The 15,159-nt window shown below is 45.3% G+C and carries 15 protein-coding genes; 11 read left to right on the top strand and 4 right to left on the bottom strand.

All coding sequences use genetic code 11. From position 1 onward, the window contains the following. Positions 1–2: 2 nt before the first annotated feature. The 5 genes from OB236_RS21735 (at position 3) to OB236_RS21715 (ending at position 5,303) form a co-directional block, all read left to right on the top strand. Complete coding sequence (locus tag OB236_RS21735) at positions 3–1,172, top strand: MFS transporter (RefSeq protein ID WP_262685860.1); 1,170 nt, start codon at positions 3–5, stop codon at positions 1,170–1,172. Positions 1,173–1,334: 162 nt separating this feature from the next. Beyond that, positions 1,335–2,027, top strand: a complete 693-nt coding sequence (locus tag OB236_RS21730) for an ABC transporter ATP-binding protein (protein ID WP_262685859.1) — start codon at positions 1,335–1,337, stop codon at positions 2,025–2,027. Next, positions 2,024–3,421 (top strand): ABC transporter permease, encoded by a 1,398-nt coding sequence (locus tag OB236_RS21725; protein WP_262685858.1) that lies wholly within the window; start codon positions 2,024–2,026, stop codon positions 3,419–3,421. Before OB236_RS21730 ends, OB236_RS21725 begins: the two co-directional genes overlap by 4 nt. Before the next feature lie 12 nt (positions 3,422–3,433). Beyond that, positions 3,434–4,528, top strand: coding sequence for an efflux RND transporter periplasmic adaptor subunit (locus OB236_RS21720; protein WP_262685857.1), 1,095 nt, complete (start codon positions 3,434–3,436; stop codon positions 4,526–4,528). A 127-nt stretch (positions 4,529–4,655) separates the two neighbouring features. Next, a complete protein-coding gene (locus tag OB236_RS21715) occupies positions 4,656–5,303 on the top strand; it encodes a nitroreductase family protein (RefSeq protein WP_262685856.1) in 648 nt (215 codons plus the stop codon). Positions 5,304–5,457: 154 nt separating this feature from the next. Here OB236_RS21715 and OB236_RS21710 read toward each other — a convergent pair whose 3' ends face one another. From OB236_RS21710 to OB236_RS21695, 4 genes are all read right to left on the bottom strand, one after another. Beyond that, entirely contained in the window at positions 5,458–6,198 is a 741-nt protein-coding gene (locus OB236_RS21710) for a YebC/PmpR family DNA-binding transcriptional regulator (RefSeq protein ID WP_262685855.1), read from the bottom strand. A 148-nt stretch (positions 6,199–6,346) separates the two neighbouring features. Next, positions 6,347–6,544, bottom strand: coding sequence for a cold shock domain-containing protein (locus OB236_RS21705; RefSeq protein WP_076229182.1), 198 nt, complete (start codon positions 6,542–6,544; stop codon positions 6,347–6,349). Positions 6,545–6,653: 109 nt separating this feature from the next. Continuing rightward, positions 6,654–7,355: a class I SAM-dependent methyltransferase gene (locus OB236_RS21700; protein WP_262685854.1), complete on the bottom strand. Its 702-nt coding sequence runs from the start codon at positions 7,353–7,355 to the stop codon at positions 6,654–6,656. A gap of 169 nt (positions 7,356–7,524) precedes the next feature. Next, positions 7,525–7,878 carry a YmaF family protein gene (locus OB236_RS21695; protein ID WP_076229180.1) on the bottom strand — a complete coding sequence of 118 codons (354 nt, stop codon included), beginning with the start codon at positions 7,876–7,878 and terminating at the stop codon, positions 7,525–7,527. A gap of 404 nt (positions 7,879–8,282) precedes the next feature. On the opposite strand from OB236_RS21695, the gene OB236_RS21690 reads away from it, so the two are divergent. The 6 genes from OB236_RS21690 to OB236_RS21665 all read left to right on the top strand — a co-directional run bounded on the left by OB236_RS21690 (position 8,283) and on the right by OB236_RS21665 (position 15,090). Then, positions 8,283–8,474, top strand: coding sequence for a hypothetical protein (locus OB236_RS21690; RefSeq protein WP_076229299.1), 192 nt, complete (start codon positions 8,283–8,285; stop codon positions 8,472–8,474). 183 nt (positions 8,475–8,657) lie between these two features. Continuing rightward, complete coding sequence (locus OB236_RS21685; RefSeq protein ID WP_317259366.1) at positions 8,658–9,530, top strand: TerC family protein; 873 nt, start codon at positions 8,658–8,660, stop codon at positions 9,528–9,530. Positions 9,531–9,632: 102 nt separating this feature from the next. Then, the gene (locus OB236_RS21680; RefSeq protein WP_076229178.1) at positions 9,633–9,812 is read left to right on the top strand and encodes a hypothetical protein; all 180 of its coding nucleotides are present in this window, start codon (positions 9,633–9,635) and stop codon (positions 9,810–9,812) included. 338 nt (positions 9,813–10,150) lie between these two features. After that, complete coding sequence (gene pepF, locus OB236_RS21675) at positions 10,151–11,941, top strand: oligoendopeptidase F (protein ID WP_262685853.1); 1,791 nt, start codon at positions 10,151–10,153, stop codon at positions 11,939–11,941. Between the two features lie 79 nt (positions 11,942–12,020). Further along, on the top strand, positions 12,021–12,365 hold the full coding sequence (locus OB236_RS21670; RefSeq protein WP_262685852.1) for a LapA family protein: 345 nt from the start codon (positions 12,021–12,023) through the stop codon (positions 12,363–12,365). 175 nt (positions 12,366–12,540) lie between these two features. Continuing rightward, positions 12,541–15,090: a beta-propeller domain-containing protein gene (locus OB236_RS21665; protein ID WP_262685851.1), complete on the top strand. Its 2,550-nt coding sequence runs from the start codon at positions 12,541–12,543 to the stop codon at positions 15,088–15,090. Positions 15,091–15,159 lie beyond the last annotated feature (69 nt).

Below are 15,159 nucleotides of genomic sequence, written 5' to 3'. Positions count from 1 at the left end.
GTTTGAACAACGCTTTACCGCACCAGCAGCCGAGGTATGCCATCCTGCGAGGCTTCAGCTTTTCTTCTTACATGACCATGGCGGTCATCGTCTCTTACTTTCCTTTGTATTTCAAATCCATGGGCTATTCCACCGTGCAGATCGGTTTGCTGTACTCAATTGGACCGATGATCGGCATTTTTTCCAATTTGTTCTGGGGCTTGATCAGTGACAAATACCGTACGGTTAAAAAGATATTAATCGTCGTTCTGATCGGGCAGTGGATTATGGCGCTATGTGTATTTCAAAGTACTCAATTCGGCGTGCTGCTGCTGCTCATGGCCGTTTTTTTCTTTTTCCAGTCCCCAATCAATTCGCTGTGTGACAGCTTGACGCTATTGACGATTCAGGGCTCTACCAAAAGCTTCGCATCCTTTCGGGTATGGGGCTCTATCGGCTTTGCTGTAGCTTCCCTGGCATTCGGTATGGTGTTGAAGCAGTATGGTGCGGATCTGACGATTTATTTGTGCTTGGGGACCATTGGCTTGTCACTAATCATATCGACAGGTCTGACAGACGGTCGAAGAACATCACATAAAAAGCTCGTATTTGCCGATTTGGCCAAGGTCATTCGCTCCAATGGTTTCCTGATGTTCATGCTTATTGTGCTGATCGCCTCAGTGGCCCACCGCTTTAACGATGGATTTTTGGCTTTGTTTCTGCAGCAATTGGGCGCGGATCAAACCATTATCGGCTGGTCCTGGTTGGTATCGGCGTTAAGCGAGGTTCCTATATTTTTTCTGCTCAGCAAATATGGGCATCGCTACAAGGAGCTGCCACTGCTCGTCGTTAGCTCCTTTGTTTATGTGATTCGTTTCCTATTCATGAGTCAGGTGGAAAATCCGTTGTGGGTCATCGCGATTCAAGCTATGCACAGTATTTCCTTCGGCATCTTCCTGTTCACCGTTATCCGCTACATTCAGGGTATGATCCCCGACGAATATCGGGCGACCGGACAAGCGTTGTTCGCGGTGACCTGGTCGGGCCTTGCCGGCTTATTCAGCGGTGCCTTGGGCGGCTGGTTGTTTCGTGATTGGGGACCGCATGTCATGTATGGAGTGGGCGCTTGCCTGTCAGCCGTAGCGATGGTGAGCTTTTTCGTGCTGCATTTACGATCCCGGGATGTCGAATAAATCTGTTTTTTTCAAAAAACAACAATTTCTGCAACACAATGGCCGATTCGTTCGTCTTACTATTGTACATACAAAGTCGATAGTAACGGAATTGGCTTCCATAGGAAGCTTAGTCGATGCTTACGAAGTTAGCTTCCTACGGAAGCTTTTAGGAGGAATCACGTGCTTGCAGTAGAAAATCTGTCTCACCGTTTCAATAATGGCGCTGAAGAAACGCCAGTACTCAACGATATTCATTTTGTCATTAATAAAGGAGAAATAGTCGCACTGCTTGGCAGCTCGGGCTCCGGAAAGTCTACCCTACTCAATCTGATGGCGGGGCTCATGAAGCCTACCCAAGGAAGCATCCTCATTAATGGTCATCCTATCGAGAAAATGTCGGAAAATCAGCTCGCCGAGTTCCGTAGAACACAAATCGGTTTTATTTTCCAATCCTATGAGCTTATCCCCCATCTCACTGTTCGTGAAAATGTAGAGCTGCCCTTGATATTTCAAGGTACCAAAGCCAAGATCCGCAAGGAAAAAGCAATCGCTTTATTAACAAAGGTAGGATTGGAAGAAAAAGGCGATATGTTTCCCTCCCAGCTATCAGGCGGACAGCAACAGCGAGTCAGTATCGCACGGTCTCTGATCACCTCCCCCGCTATCGTTTTTGCAGATGAACCGACCGGTAATCTCGATACGAAAACCGAAAAGGAAATTATCGATCTGCTGATCGAATTAAATGAAACCTTGTCCATCACCTTTGTCATTGTGACTCACGAACTGGAAGTGGCCAGACGCACACAAAGAGTGATTCAGCTGCGCGATGGTTTTTTGGTTGAAGGGGAGCCATGGGTCGGTGAAGACGAATGAATATATTTGATTATTTGCGACTCGCCTGGGACCAGCTGAAAAGGCGGGTCGTGGTTACGGCGTTATGTACGATGGGAATCGCAATCGGATCGGCCTCTATTATCGTTGCGCTGTCGTTCGGCGAGTCCATTAACCATTACAGCCGTGTGCAGATGAGCCAGTTTATGAAGACAGACGAAATCACTATACATAGCGGAAACCCTCCATCAAGTACAAGCAGCAGAGATCCGAATGAAACCAAGGCTTATGAGATAACCAAGTCCAAAATTGATATCATGCGAACCTTTCCTAATGTCAAAGCCATTGCGACTTACCAAACACTGAATTCAATGCAATTTGAGGTTGATCACAAATCCGGTTACATTAACAACTTATTTGCTACGGAACTGGATACATTGAGCGACTTCGGCTTCGAATTTCAACAGGGTGGCCCTACGGATCAAGAAAACACAATTATTTTGAGCTATGGAGCGACGATGGGACTTTTTGATGAACAGCTCTCACGCTCTAATCAGCAGGCCATGCGCAATAATTCGGATTACGATGGAGGCAGTGGCGACAGAAATATCCAAGCGCGATTAATCGCTTACCCTCTGTATCAAAAACAGGTGATATTGAAGCCTAATCTCTATGGTCCAAGTGGAATGACGTCAACTAATATTCAATTTCCACTTCGCGTGATCGGAATATTAAAAAAGCCGGAAGGCATGTCTGACCAAAATGCAAGTAATATGAAAACGGCATTCATCTCCCCGTCTTTAGGGAAGAAACTACAGGAAGCGATCACGAATGCAGCTAATACCAATGTTAATGGAAGCAATCAGGAACAACAGCCAGTACCTGAGTTCAACGAAGTCAAAATTAAAGTAACGGATAGTACCCATGTGAAGAATATCGAGGATGGGGTCAAGAAGCTGAAGCTCTCGTCCCAAACCAACCTTCATTATGAAGAGCAAATGCAGGGACAGTTAGTTATTTTACGGTTTATATTTGGCGGCGTCGGCTTATTCATCCTGTTCGTGGCCTCGATATCTATTATCGTTGCCATGACCATGTCTACCCACCAGCGACGCAGACAGATCGGGATTATGAAGGTGCTCGGAGCCAACCTCAGTCAGATTCGGAATATGTTTATTGCAGAATCCGCGATGCTGGGGCTCTTAGGAGGTGCCTGCGGCATTTTACTATCGTATTGGGTCATCTGGGGCATTAATCTGGCTGTCATTCAATTTTCCCCTTCCCAGTCAGGCAGCGATCTGGAAATTTTATTTATCAGCACGTGGATTTTACCTGTCGGTTTATTTTTTGCCGTCATGACCGGAGTGCTTTCAGGCATTTATCCGGCTATCAAAGCATCCCGAACCGATGCCTTAACCGCAATCAAACGAGACTAGGAGAATCTGAGCATGAAAAAGAAAACATGGCTGCTCGCAGCAGCCGGATTATTCATAATAGGAATAAGCGTTGCCTTGTATGTCCTGAGTCACACTCCCAAGCAAACTCAGCAAAATGGATCAAAAGGTATGTCCAGCCTGACCTTTAAAGTGACCCGTGAGGATTTGGTCAGCTCCGTAGAAGTCAAAGGGAAATCATCCTATCAAAAGGAAACCTATGTCAATGCGCCCTTTTCAGCCGATGTGAAGGTATGGAAAGTAAACGAGGGCATGCAGGTAGCCAAAGGAGACCTTTTGTTTCAGCTGGACGATTCCTTACTAAGTGATGAAATCGCACAGATCGAATCCAATCAAAAGAAAACCGAGATGGATATCCGTTTAAGTCAGTTTCAACAGGAGAACCTGAATGGAGTGGACCTTCAAACTGCCGGTATCTCCGAAACGGAAGCGAAACAAAAATATGCGCAAACTCAAAGCAGAAAAATGCAGGAGGACATTCACCGGCTAAATCTGGAGCATATGCAAACGCAATTAGCTCAAAAACAGGAAAAGCGCAAAGCTGCACAATTTACATCTCCCGAGAATGGCATCTTTTTGTTCGAAAGCACCAAGGAGCCGCAGTCATTAAAAGAAAATGAACGTGTCGGCAAAATCGTTGACCTCACCAAGCTGCAACTAATCTGCCTCGTCGGCGAATACGATCTATTTCGCATTAAAGTAGGCATGCCAGCAGAAATCAAGGTCGATGCCCTTAGAAATACCGTGCTGCAGGGTAAGGTCGAAAAGCTTTCCAAATTTGCAAAGAGCAGCACCTCCAATTCAAGCAGTACCGCATCCGCACAATTCGAGGTTATCATTTCCCTGGAGCCCAATGATCAATTAATAGCCGATCTCAGCCTGACGGCAACCATACATGCGGATAAAAAGCCCAATACCTTGTTAGTCCATACGCTTGCTGTTCAACGCGACAAGGATAAGTATTATGTGATGAAGGATAATGGGCAAGGCGCACCAGTTCGGCAAGACATCACGATCGGCTTGGAAACACCGGAGAAGACAGAAATTCTAAGCGGGTTGAATGAAGGAGATACCGTCGTACTGGAGTAACCTACAGATACAGCCATGCTTGCCATTCTTCCTGGTTGTCTTCCAGCATGAAAACCGTTATAATCATCGGTAGATCTTAGTACCAAGTCATAATTAATGCAGGAAAGCTTAAGGGGATGAACCAATCATGCAATATGAAGATTTCAAAACAATACTCATGGAACGAAGAAGCATTCGCCGCTTTACAGAGCAGGATGTCTCTATTCAGGATATCAAGGAATTAATCGACTGCGCGCGTTATGCCCCAAGCGATACAAATTCGCAAACATGGCAATTCATTGCCGTTGTCAATCGCGAAAAAATTAAAGAAATTGAACAAATGACCTGGGACCAGCTGCATAAAAAGGCGGCTGAAGCCGAGACGCGCGGATTGAGCCGTGAAGCCCGTATGCTTGTAAAGTCATTCGGTCCTTACGCTACCGCATTCGCCGATGCACCTGTGTTGATCATCTGTTTGGCAACTCCGTATGCATCGAAATTTCGCGATAAAATCTTCGATCCTATCCAGCTTGTCCCTGACTCCGTATGGGATGAGGAAGGCATTAAAAGCAGCTGTCTCGCTGCACAAAATTTGATGCTCGCTGCCCATGCGCGTGATTTGGCCACTTGTCCGATGACAGGACCGGTCCTGCTTGCTGCCGAGCAGATGCGTACTTATCTGGACATCCCTGCGGAGTGCCAGATCAATATGGTCATTTCCTTGGGCTATCCGGTCGATCGACCAGGACTGATGGCGCGTAAGGAAGTTAACGATATTTTAAGAATTGTTGACTAGACCGGAATAACAAATCAGCAGTCAGTGAAATTAAGCATATATAAAAAGGATGTACGGAGCAGCTCCTGAGTTGAGCTTGTCCGTACATCCTTTTTGCTTCGTGCTTGTACTTGTGTGATAGGCATCTGCTATCCAGCCTGAAAATCCAATAAGGTTAACCGATGCGTGACATTTCTTCCTCTTCGATTTCGTAGTTGGAGTACACATCCTGTACATCATCCAGATCATCGAACGAATCCATCATTTTGATCAGCTTCTCAGCATTCTCGCCTTCAACCTTGATCGTATTTTGTGGTGTCCAGCTTACCGAAGCCTCGGTGAATGCCAGCCCTTGCTTTTCCAGCTCGGTTTTCACCTTTTCAAACTCATGTGGATGCGTTATGATCTCGAAGCTTTCTTCCTCGGTCCTCACATCTTCAGCGCCAGCTTCCAATGCTTGCATTAACAGCTCGTCCTCATCGAGCGAATGCTCCTCGCGGTCAATGGTAAGCAGCCCCTTCTCGTCAAACATGTACGATACACAACCGGACTCTCCCATATTACCACCACGTTTGTTGAAAACCGCACGAACATCAGCAGCAGTCCGATTACGATTATCTGTCAGACATTTCACCATAATAGCGACTCCACCGGGTCCGTAGCCTTCGTACATGATGACTTCATACTCCACGTTGTCACCATCGCCTGTCGCCTTCTTGATGGCACGCTCGATGTTGTCCTTGGGCATGTCGATCCGACGTGCGCTCTCGATGGCTACCTTCAAAGCAAAATTGCTATCAGGATTCGGACCACCTGCACGAGCCGCCACGAATATTTCCCGTCCTAATCGAACAAACTGATTATTTTTCGCTTGGTCTGCTTTACCTTTGCGATCTTTAAATAACTTAAATTTCATAATATAGCGCTCCCTATGGAAAAAGTATCAAAGGTATCTTACCATTTTGCAAGGGTACGGGTCAAAGAAAATGATAAAAACAGCTGGAGAAAACCGAAGTTTTCATCAGCTGTTTGAGGTTTACTAGCTATCGAGAAAAGCCTGGATCTTATAATTTAACGACGTTAGCTGCTTGAGGACCACGGTTACCTTGAGTGATTTCGAACTCAACGGATTGGCCTTCATCAAGTGTTTTAAAGCCTTCGCCTTGAATTGCGGAAAAATGAACAAATACGTCTTCGCCGCCATCAACCTGAAGGAATCCGTAACCCTTTTCTGCGTTAAACCATTTAACTGTACCTGTCATCAAAAACTACCTCCTAGAAATATCGCCATTCGAGAGCGAATAGGATAATTATAGCATCGTAAATGGCATAAATCAATCTGTAAAGTAGCTCCCCACGCCTCTTTACAGCTTATTTCGTTATGCATAAAAGCTCCGAGGAACCGGGGATGAACGGAAGCTCAGAGGGTATCAGCTCCGTCATGAAGCCTTGTTTTTCAAGCGCTGCCCTTAACTGCTCCAGGTGCGGGTAGACATCCCATTGCAGCGAACGAAGCGGATAAATCCGAACCTGTCCGCCAACACGGCAAACACGCAGCAATTCTTCAACAGCACTGAGATGGAATTCGTAATCGAACTGTTCGTGATATAGAAATAAAAAGTGGCTGCACAGCACAACTGAAAATGCCTCATCATCAAAAGGCAGCTGCAGAAGTCGCGCCGAGTTATAACGCCCTGTCCCTACCTGCAAGCGATAATCATCTATGAATTTCTGAAGAGATTGCTCCCTCTGTATCCTATGATTGTCCAGACTACCATAATAAGTCCAGTCAAAGGAGCCTTCCAAGCGTGACAGCTTCTCGGTCGAGGTTGCAATTTCCTGTGTTCCGTGCTCGTAAATTGATTCGGGGTTCATATCATACAGCGGATCTACGGCCTGCGCATGTATGCCCCTCGCGCACGCCTCTGCAACGAAGGATGACGCACCTCCAGCAACATCCAGCACAGGACCATCCTGCAGGGATAATTGCCTGAGCACAAACATGCTCTCATACTCCGCAAACGATCGGCACGTCATGGCTACACCGATTTGTTCATACCTCTGAATACTCATTTCTCAACTCTCCTCAACTATACTGGACTTGGCTTCAAAGCCACAGCCCGCCTATGCGAGCTTAATGGAGAGTTTAACACACCTAATTCATACAAACAATACCATTTTATACAGCAAGCCCTCACTCCTTCGGGAATGGGGCTCAGCTCGTTATGGTTCTGTTGTATGCTTAAACAAGAGGTTGCTGGATTAGAGTAGCGAAATTCAATTGATGTAAATGACCATCGTTAAGTGTAGTCATTCCTTTTACGAAGTGAACATGTTTACCGTTGCCAACAGGAATTGCAAGTCCGGTTCTGATTCTTTTGAGATTATGAAAATGGTTCAAGAAATCGGTATGAGTGAGATCTATTTCATGAACATGACTGTTACCTACACGAATCACTTGCCCCGTAACTCCTGCAAAACGATGATTATGTCTATCCGCACCTTGTTCTGCTAGTTTAGTACTTCCTTCAAATTCATGGACATGTGTCTGTCTCGACCTTTTCACTAATCTTTTTACCGATTTCTGCTTATTCATACGAGCTTTGCCTCCTCTTGACTATAAATTCAGTGTATACTATGTAGAAATGGGAAGAATTTGTGTTAGGCATGAGCCGGAATTTTCCTTGGACGAGCAGGAGAACGCAGCTTATTAGAAGCTCTATTAAGCGTATACCTTCTTTGAGGATTCTGTCAGCTACCAGGGAATTTACAGTTTAGAATGGAAACCTGTTAATTTTGATGAAGGGCAATTGAAATCGAGCAAGCTTTGATATACACTAAAACAACGAAAAAAGAATTGGCCATCAAGGGGCAGTGAAAACATTCGATGATATGTTTCGTCTGTCCCCAGTTCGTACCCAAAAAAATTGAAGTGAGGGAAAAGATTTGTCTAACCACGGATTCAAGAAGCATACGATATACAAAACGGATAAATGGAACATGATGACGGTTGAGGTACAAGGGAAAACATTGATTTTGCGTGAAATATCCGATCAATGGGGCGAGGAAAGCCATACCTTTTTAAGCCGACCTGAGATGATGCATTGGGCCGAGAATCGTTTCTCCGAGGAGAAATATGCAGATCGTTCAGAAGAACGGGAAGCGATACTCGCTGCCTTCAAGGAAATCTAAGCTGCCATAAGCTGGACTTGACTTGGTGCTTGTCCTTCTATTATACTAAAGTCAATTACATAAGGATTTCCTCCAAAGGGGAGTAGCTGTCACAGTAAAGTCGTCATTACGGGTGTAAACCCCGGCTTTATTGGCAACGTAACGTTGTTAGCAAGACCTTTGCCTATTAGGTAAAGGTCTTTTATGTTTGAAATGACCTTTACCATTACGGTAGAGGTCATTTTTTATGTAATCAAACCTATTGAGGAGATGATTCGAATGGAATGGTTGGATGCAGCTTTCTTCACGGCACTACTAAGTATTATCCTTATTGATTTGGTGCTTGCGGGTGACAATGCAATCGTGATTGGAATGGCCGCGAGGAATTTACCCAAAGAACATCAAAAGAAGGCTATTCTCTGGGGGACTGTCGGGGCGATAGGCATTCGTATCGCTGCTACCTTAGTGGTCGTTTGGCTGCTGGAGCTACCTGCTCTTTTATTATTCGGTGGTCTTGTTCTCGTGTGGATAGCATATAAGCTGTTAACAGATAAAAAAGATCACAATATCCAGGCTAAATCTCGACTGTGGCCAGCGATCCAAACCATCGTGGTTGCTGATGCTGTCATGGGATTCGATAATGTGATCGCCGTAGCCGGTGCCTCCCATGGTAATTTTCTTCTGGTCGTCCTGGGACTCCTGATCTCCATCCCTATTGTTGTCTGGGGAAGCACTTTATTCATCTACTGGATGGACAAATTTCCTTGGATCATGTATATCGGGTCAGGTGTACTTGCTTTTACAGCAGGTAAAATGTTGACAGGAGATCCGTTGGTAAGCGTATGGTTCGCCGACAACCCTGTCATGAGATGGACGGTTCTCCTTGTGATTACTGGTGGCGTACTACTTGCTGGTATGTTCAAAAAAATGCAAAGAGCTTTTGTTTCCATCAATGAAAGCGGACATTTAGCCATCCCACAGGAGCTCGTTGTGGAAGCTGGGATAGCTCAGGATGATAGCTTCAAAGCTAGTCGTGATGAAAATGGCAAGCTGGTGCTTATCAAAATGAACAGCTAAAAACAAGGAGTTTGGGACAGCACGGCGAAACCATTAGGAGAGCATTAGCCGATATCACAGACGGTGCATGCGATTCCATCGTAAGAAGAGGTGTTTTTTTAGGTGAGCAATTCCGCTTCCATCCTTACTTTTATTATTGTTGCATTTTGTTTCGCCTTGATCCTGATCTTAAAAAAAGATTCGTTACCGAGCGGCGTCAAGCGCCCTCTTGCCATTATGGCTCTGGTCATGGTCGCCTTTGCTTTCACCTTGATCGTGTACAGTTTCTTCTCATTGCAGTGAGAAGAAGTGATGAGAGTGTCGCGGTCGCTCATCCAAGTTTTACTTCGATAATAAATTCTCTTTATGATGAGAGCGTAACTACCGGAATTGCCTTCGTTCATCAGCAAGAGAACCTACCTTAGAGACGCGGTCGCTCACCTTTGTTTTACTTCGATACAGGTTTCTCTTATAATTAACTTACAATCGGGTCATACTAGGGGAAAATTGCAGGGAGCGTGAGCATAATGCGTTTTTTCCCCATAGTCATGACAGGTATTCTGCTTACAGGTACGATTCTTTCATCCCCCGTAACGGCGGACGGCAATACCAAACCATCCAAATTATCGAGGAGGGCTCCCATGAGTCAAGTTGTTAAACGTACGGATGTTCCTGTAGAACAGCGCTGGAAGCTGGAAGATCTTTTTCCTAATCAGCAAGCATGGGACACGGAATACAAGGTAGTTAAAGAAGCTTTGCAGCAAATCAGCGAATTTCAAGGCAAGCTGAACAAGCCTGCTGCGATCAAGCAATGTTTTGAATTGGAAGACAAAATTTCTGTACATATGGAACGTCTATACGTATACGCCAACATGAAGCATCATGAAGATACAGCCGAACCAACTTACCAGGCATTGTCCGATAAAGCCAAGAAGCTCAGCGTGGAATCAGGCGAAGCCTTATCCTTCATTTCCCCGGAAATCTTAAGCCTGTCGGACGACGAACTGCAAAAGCTGGTGAGTCATCCGGAACTTAGCTTTTATAAGCGTACCTTGACCGAAATGATTCGTGAAAAACAGCATATCCTTTCCAAATCGGAAGAAGCACTGCTGGCTCAGGTAGGCAACCTCTCACAAGCGCCGAGTACAATTTTCAGTATGCTGAACAATGCCGATCTGAAATTCCCCAAGGTGAAAAATGAGCACGGTGAAGAAATTGAGCTGACACAAGGGCGTTATATTCAATTCCTTGAAAGCCGTAACCGGGAAGTTCGTAAAAATGCATTCAAGACGATGTATGACACCTATTCCAAAAATAAAAATACGATCGGCGCTACACTATCTGCTAATATTTCAAAAGATATTTTTTATTCCAAGGTTCGTAAATATCCTTCAGCCCTGGAAGCATCCCTGTATGGGGACAATATTAATAAAGAAGTGTATACCAATCTGATCGATACGATCCATGAGTCATTGCCGTTGATGCATCGTTATATGGAGCTCCGCAAAAAGCTGCTGAAAGTCGATGAGCTTCATATGTATGATCTGTTCGCTCCGCTTGTAGATGAATACAAGATGGATATTACGTATGAGCAGGCTCAGGGAATGGTCAAGGAAAGCTTGAAGCCACTCGGTCAGGATTATTTGAACATTTTGCAAGAAGGCTTTGACAAGCACTGGATTGACATTTATGAAAATGAAGGCAAACGGAGCGGTGCCTATAGCTGGGGCGCTTATGGAACACATCCTTACGTGCTGCTGAACCACAAAGATAATTTGAACAGCATGTTCACCCTCACTCACGAGATGGGCCACGCTATTCATTCCTATTTATCGGATGAAAATCAGGAATATCGCTATGCGCAGTATACGATCTTCCTGGCAGAAGTAGCCTCCACATTGAATGAAGCGTTGCTTATGGACTACATGCTCAAGAAATCAACAGATCCTAAGGAAAAAATGTATTTGTTGACCTACTACATGGATCAGTTCCGTACGACGGTGTTCCGCCAAACGATGTTCGCCGAATTCGAAAAAATTACTCATGAAAAAGCAGAACAAGGCGAAGCACTCACTCCTCAGGAGCTCAGCAAAATTTATTACGATTTGAACCTGAAGTACTACGGTAAGGATATGGTTGTGGATCAGGATATCGAAATCGAATGGGCACGCATTCCACATTTTTATAACAGCTTCTATGTTTATAAATATGCGACTGGGTTCTCCGCGGCAACCAGCTTTGCCAAACAAATTCTTGAAGAAGGTCAGCCTGCCGTCGACCGCTATCTTGGTTTCCTGAAAAGTGGCGGAAGCGACTATTCGATCAATATATTGCAGCGCGCAGGTGTAGATATGTCGACACCGGAACCTATCAAGCAAGCGATGGATGTATTCAAAAGCCTCCTGGACCAAATGGAGCAATTAACCAAGTAGTTAGACTCAACAAGGCTGCTAACGTTCACCATGTTCGCAGTCTTGTTGGTTATTTGGCACCTAAGGAGGATAGCTTAGCATGAAGACCCAATGGATATTTATCAGTATTTTATTTTTTGGATTGCTGACTGCCATTTTTGCTGCAATCAATACGGAACCGGTTAATGTGCATCTCATTTTTACTGATATGCAGCTGCCCCTCATTATTATCATTCTCAGCTCAACACTACTCGGCGGATTGATCCTCGGATTGATTGGCATGAGCAAGCAGTACAAATTAAAACGGACCATCAAGCAGCTCGAGAAGCAGCTCAATGAGGCACAAATGGCACATGCGGTTCCATCGTCAGCGATTCCCACTGACTCTGCCCCTCTTCCTTTAACCTATGCAGCACCGGAGAAATTGCCTTCTTCGGAATTATAAATGTGTGCCTAAAGTAGTCGCGTCAATTCTGGTCACGTGAGCCGTTCCTTACCATGGGACGGTTTTTTTGATTTGAGCAAATTTTAATTGATGGTCATTGGAACATATTCCCTCTTGGTTACGTTAGAGCTTGTAAGAAGTACAGGAATGAAAGCATTTACGAGGAGGGAAAAAAATGAAAAAAGCATTAACGTTGGCGTGCCTTCTGGCAACTACAGTTTTCTCGTTCGGGGTCTCTGCACCACCTGCAGCTACAGAAAGTGGCACAGCTATCGGCTTACAAGTAAACGGGAGCAATGTCTCCTTCAGCTCCATGCCGCTTTTGATCGACAATACTCTCATGGTCCCTTTACGAGATTTATCTGAATCTCTGGGTGTGCAGCTAGAATGGGATGAAAGCTCCCAAACTGCAGCAGCTGTTAAGGGATTACACAGTATTAAATTGACAATCGATAACAAACAAGCCTTTCGCGGGGAAACACCCGTAAATCTGGAAGCAGCGCCTCGTATGCACAATGGCAAGCTGTTCGTTCCATTGCGTTTTTTTAGTGAATCGTTCGACTTTAATGTATATTGGGATGGCCTGAATAAGTCAGTCGCTATTGTCGATGCTGATAAAAGCCTTCCTACTATCGGCTCTGCAGACCATATGCTGGAGCTGTTCAAAGATTATTCAGGTGCGGGTGGCGGCTACGGAGGCAGCGTGAGCCTGATGACGAAATCAGATATGGCTACAACGGCCGTGGTACAGGAACAATCGACTTCCAAAGAAAAATCATCGAGCAGTGCTCCTGCAGCAGCCCCCGCTCCTCAAGCAGCAGCGGCGGAATCCAAACCGGATTATTCAGGTACCAACGTTCAGGTTGAAGGCGTTGACGAAGCTGATATTATTAAAACAGACGGCTCTTATATTTATCAGGTTAATCGTAACCGTGTCATTATTGCTGCAGCTTACCCTGCTGACCAAATGAAGGTCACACAAACCTTGACATTTGAAGATCAAAACTTCAGAGCCAAGGAGCTTTACATCGATGATAAGCATATGGTGGTCATCGGTACGACATTCTACAGAACTATCGATCCCGTTGTACCTATGGAGGGTCAAACGGCTCCTGCCATGCCCGTATCCGGACCTGCGGTCCAGCAGTCTTCTTCTTCAAAGTCGGCAGCTCCGCCCCTTTCCGTTTCACCTGTACCTGCTCCTGTTTCAGCAGAAAATATAAAGATCGTCTCCTTACCTGGTGTTAATCTTTCACGAAATACAACCAAAGCAATCGTTTACGAACTAGGGGATCGCACTCAGGTGAAGAAGCTTCGTGAGGTCGAGCTCGATGGCAATTATGTATCTTCGCGCAAGGTTGGCTCCTCACTATATCTCGTCTCCAATAAAGGCTTCAATGTATATCCGCTGCTGCGCGGCGATGTTTCATCGACTGATAAAGCAGTAGCATTGAAAAACTCAGCTCCTTCTTACAGGGACTCTGCTGCGGGTGACGCCTTCATTAGCATTGGCTATGAGGACGTTCGTTACTTTCCCAACTCGGTGCAGCCAAACTATTTGTTAATCGGCGGCTTCAACCTGAACCAGCCCGAGCAAAAGCTGAACGTCTCAAGCTATCTCGGCTCCGGTCAGCAAGTATATGCATCAGAAGCCAATTTGTTCGTTACGACCAATGAATACACACCTGCTGCCGTACAGCCCAATACAGGTGAGGACCCACTGGCAAAACGACGCATAGTAGCGGGAGAAACAAACAGCGTTATTTACAAATTTGCTATGGATCAAGGCTCCATCCGATATACGGGCCGCGGCAAGGTTCCAGGGCGGGCCATCAACCAGTTTGCGATGGATGAAATGAATGGCAGCTTCCGAATCGCTACGACAACCGGTTTTGCAGGACGTGATGATGATATGACATCCAAAAATCATATGTATGTGCTGAACGAATCGATGAATGTGATTGGACAAATTAATGATATTGCACCCGGCGAACAGATTTATTCGGTCCGCTATGCAGGCAATCGTGCCTATATGGTTACTTTCAAGACCGTTGATCCTTTATTTGTCATTGATCTGCAGGAGCCGCAGGCACCCAAAATTCTTGGCAAGCTCAAGATACCGGGCTACAGCAACTACCTGCATCCATACGATGATACCCATCTGATCGGTTTCGGTAAAGATGCGGTAGAGGTCTCAAGCAATAATGGATCTATTGGCTCTACACAAACGACCGCTTATTATCAGGGAATGAAGATGGCGATGTTTGATGTAAGTGATGTGGCTAATCCAAAGGAGCTGTTTTCGGAAAACATCGGAGACCGCGGTACGGATTCCGAGCTGCTTCGTAACCATAAGGCGCTGTTGTTCTCCAAGGAGAAGAACCTGCTCGCTTTCCCCGTCACGCTGATGGAGACCAAAAGCAATGCATCTTCAAGCTCAAACCCGGCAGCGGCCATAAATACGGTTCCAAGCTACGGCGAATTTGCGTTTCAAGGTGCTTATGTATACCAAGTTGATGTGGCAGCCGGCTTTAAGCTCAAAGGAAAAATCACCCATTTAACCAGTGACGATTACTTGAAAGCCGGACAGGTCGCTTACAATGGCAAACGCAATATCCAACGGATTCTATATATTGGAGATGCGCTGTATACATCATCAGAGCAAATATTAAAAGCAACCGATATCTCTTCCATGAATGACTTAAAGTCGATTACTTTACCTTAGTTGGTGCAAAAAAAACCGTTCTTCCCATCTGGCGAATTACATATATTCGCTGATGGAAGAACGGTTTTC

Source organism: Paenibacillus baimaensis (assembly GCF_025567575.1).
This window is presented reverse-complemented; position numbering and strand designations above follow the sequence as displayed.

Coding starts and splice junctions, on each gene's coding strand:
- OB236_RS21665 (WP_262685851.1), top strand. CDS start 12,541: ATGAAAAAAGCATTAACGTTGGCGTGCCTTCTGGCAACTACAGTTTTC.
- OB236_RS21710 (WP_262685855.1), bottom strand. CDS start 6,198: ATGAAATTTAAGTTATTTAAAGATCGCAAAGGTAAAGCAGACCAAGCG.
- OB236_RS21715 (WP_262685856.1), top strand. CDS start 4,656: ATGCAATATGAAGATTTCAAAACAATACTCATGGAACGAAGAAGCATT.
- pepF (WP_262685853.1), top strand. CDS start 10,151: ATGAGTCAAGTTGTTAAACGTACGGATGTTCCTGTAGAACAGCGCTGG.
- OB236_RS21705 (WP_076229182.1), bottom strand. CDS start 6,544: ATGACAGGTACAGTTAAATGGTTTAACGCAGAAAAGGGTTACGGATTC.
- OB236_RS21720 (WP_262685857.1), top strand. CDS start 3,434: ATGAAAAAGAAAACATGGCTGCTCGCAGCAGCCGGATTATTCATAATA.
- OB236_RS21670 (WP_262685852.1), top strand. CDS start 12,021: ATGAAGACCCAATGGATATTTATCAGTATTTTATTTTTTGGATTGCTG.
- OB236_RS21695 (WP_076229180.1), bottom strand. CDS start 7,878: ATGAATAAGCAGAAATCGGTAAAAAGATTAGTGAAAAGGTCGAGACAG.
- OB236_RS21700 (WP_262685854.1), bottom strand. CDS start 7,355: ATGAGTATTCAGAGGTATGAACAAATCGGTGTAGCCATGACGTGCCGA.
- OB236_RS21685 (WP_317259366.1), top strand. CDS start 8,658: ATGTTTGAAATGACCTTTACCATTACGGTAGAGGTCATTTTTTATGTA.
- OB236_RS21690 (WP_076229299.1), top strand. CDS start 8,283: ATGATGACGGTTGAGGTACAAGGGAAAACATTGATTTTGCGTGAAATA.
- OB236_RS21725 (WP_262685858.1), top strand. CDS start 2,024: ATGAATATATTTGATTATTTGCGACTCGCCTGGGACCAGCTGAAAAGG.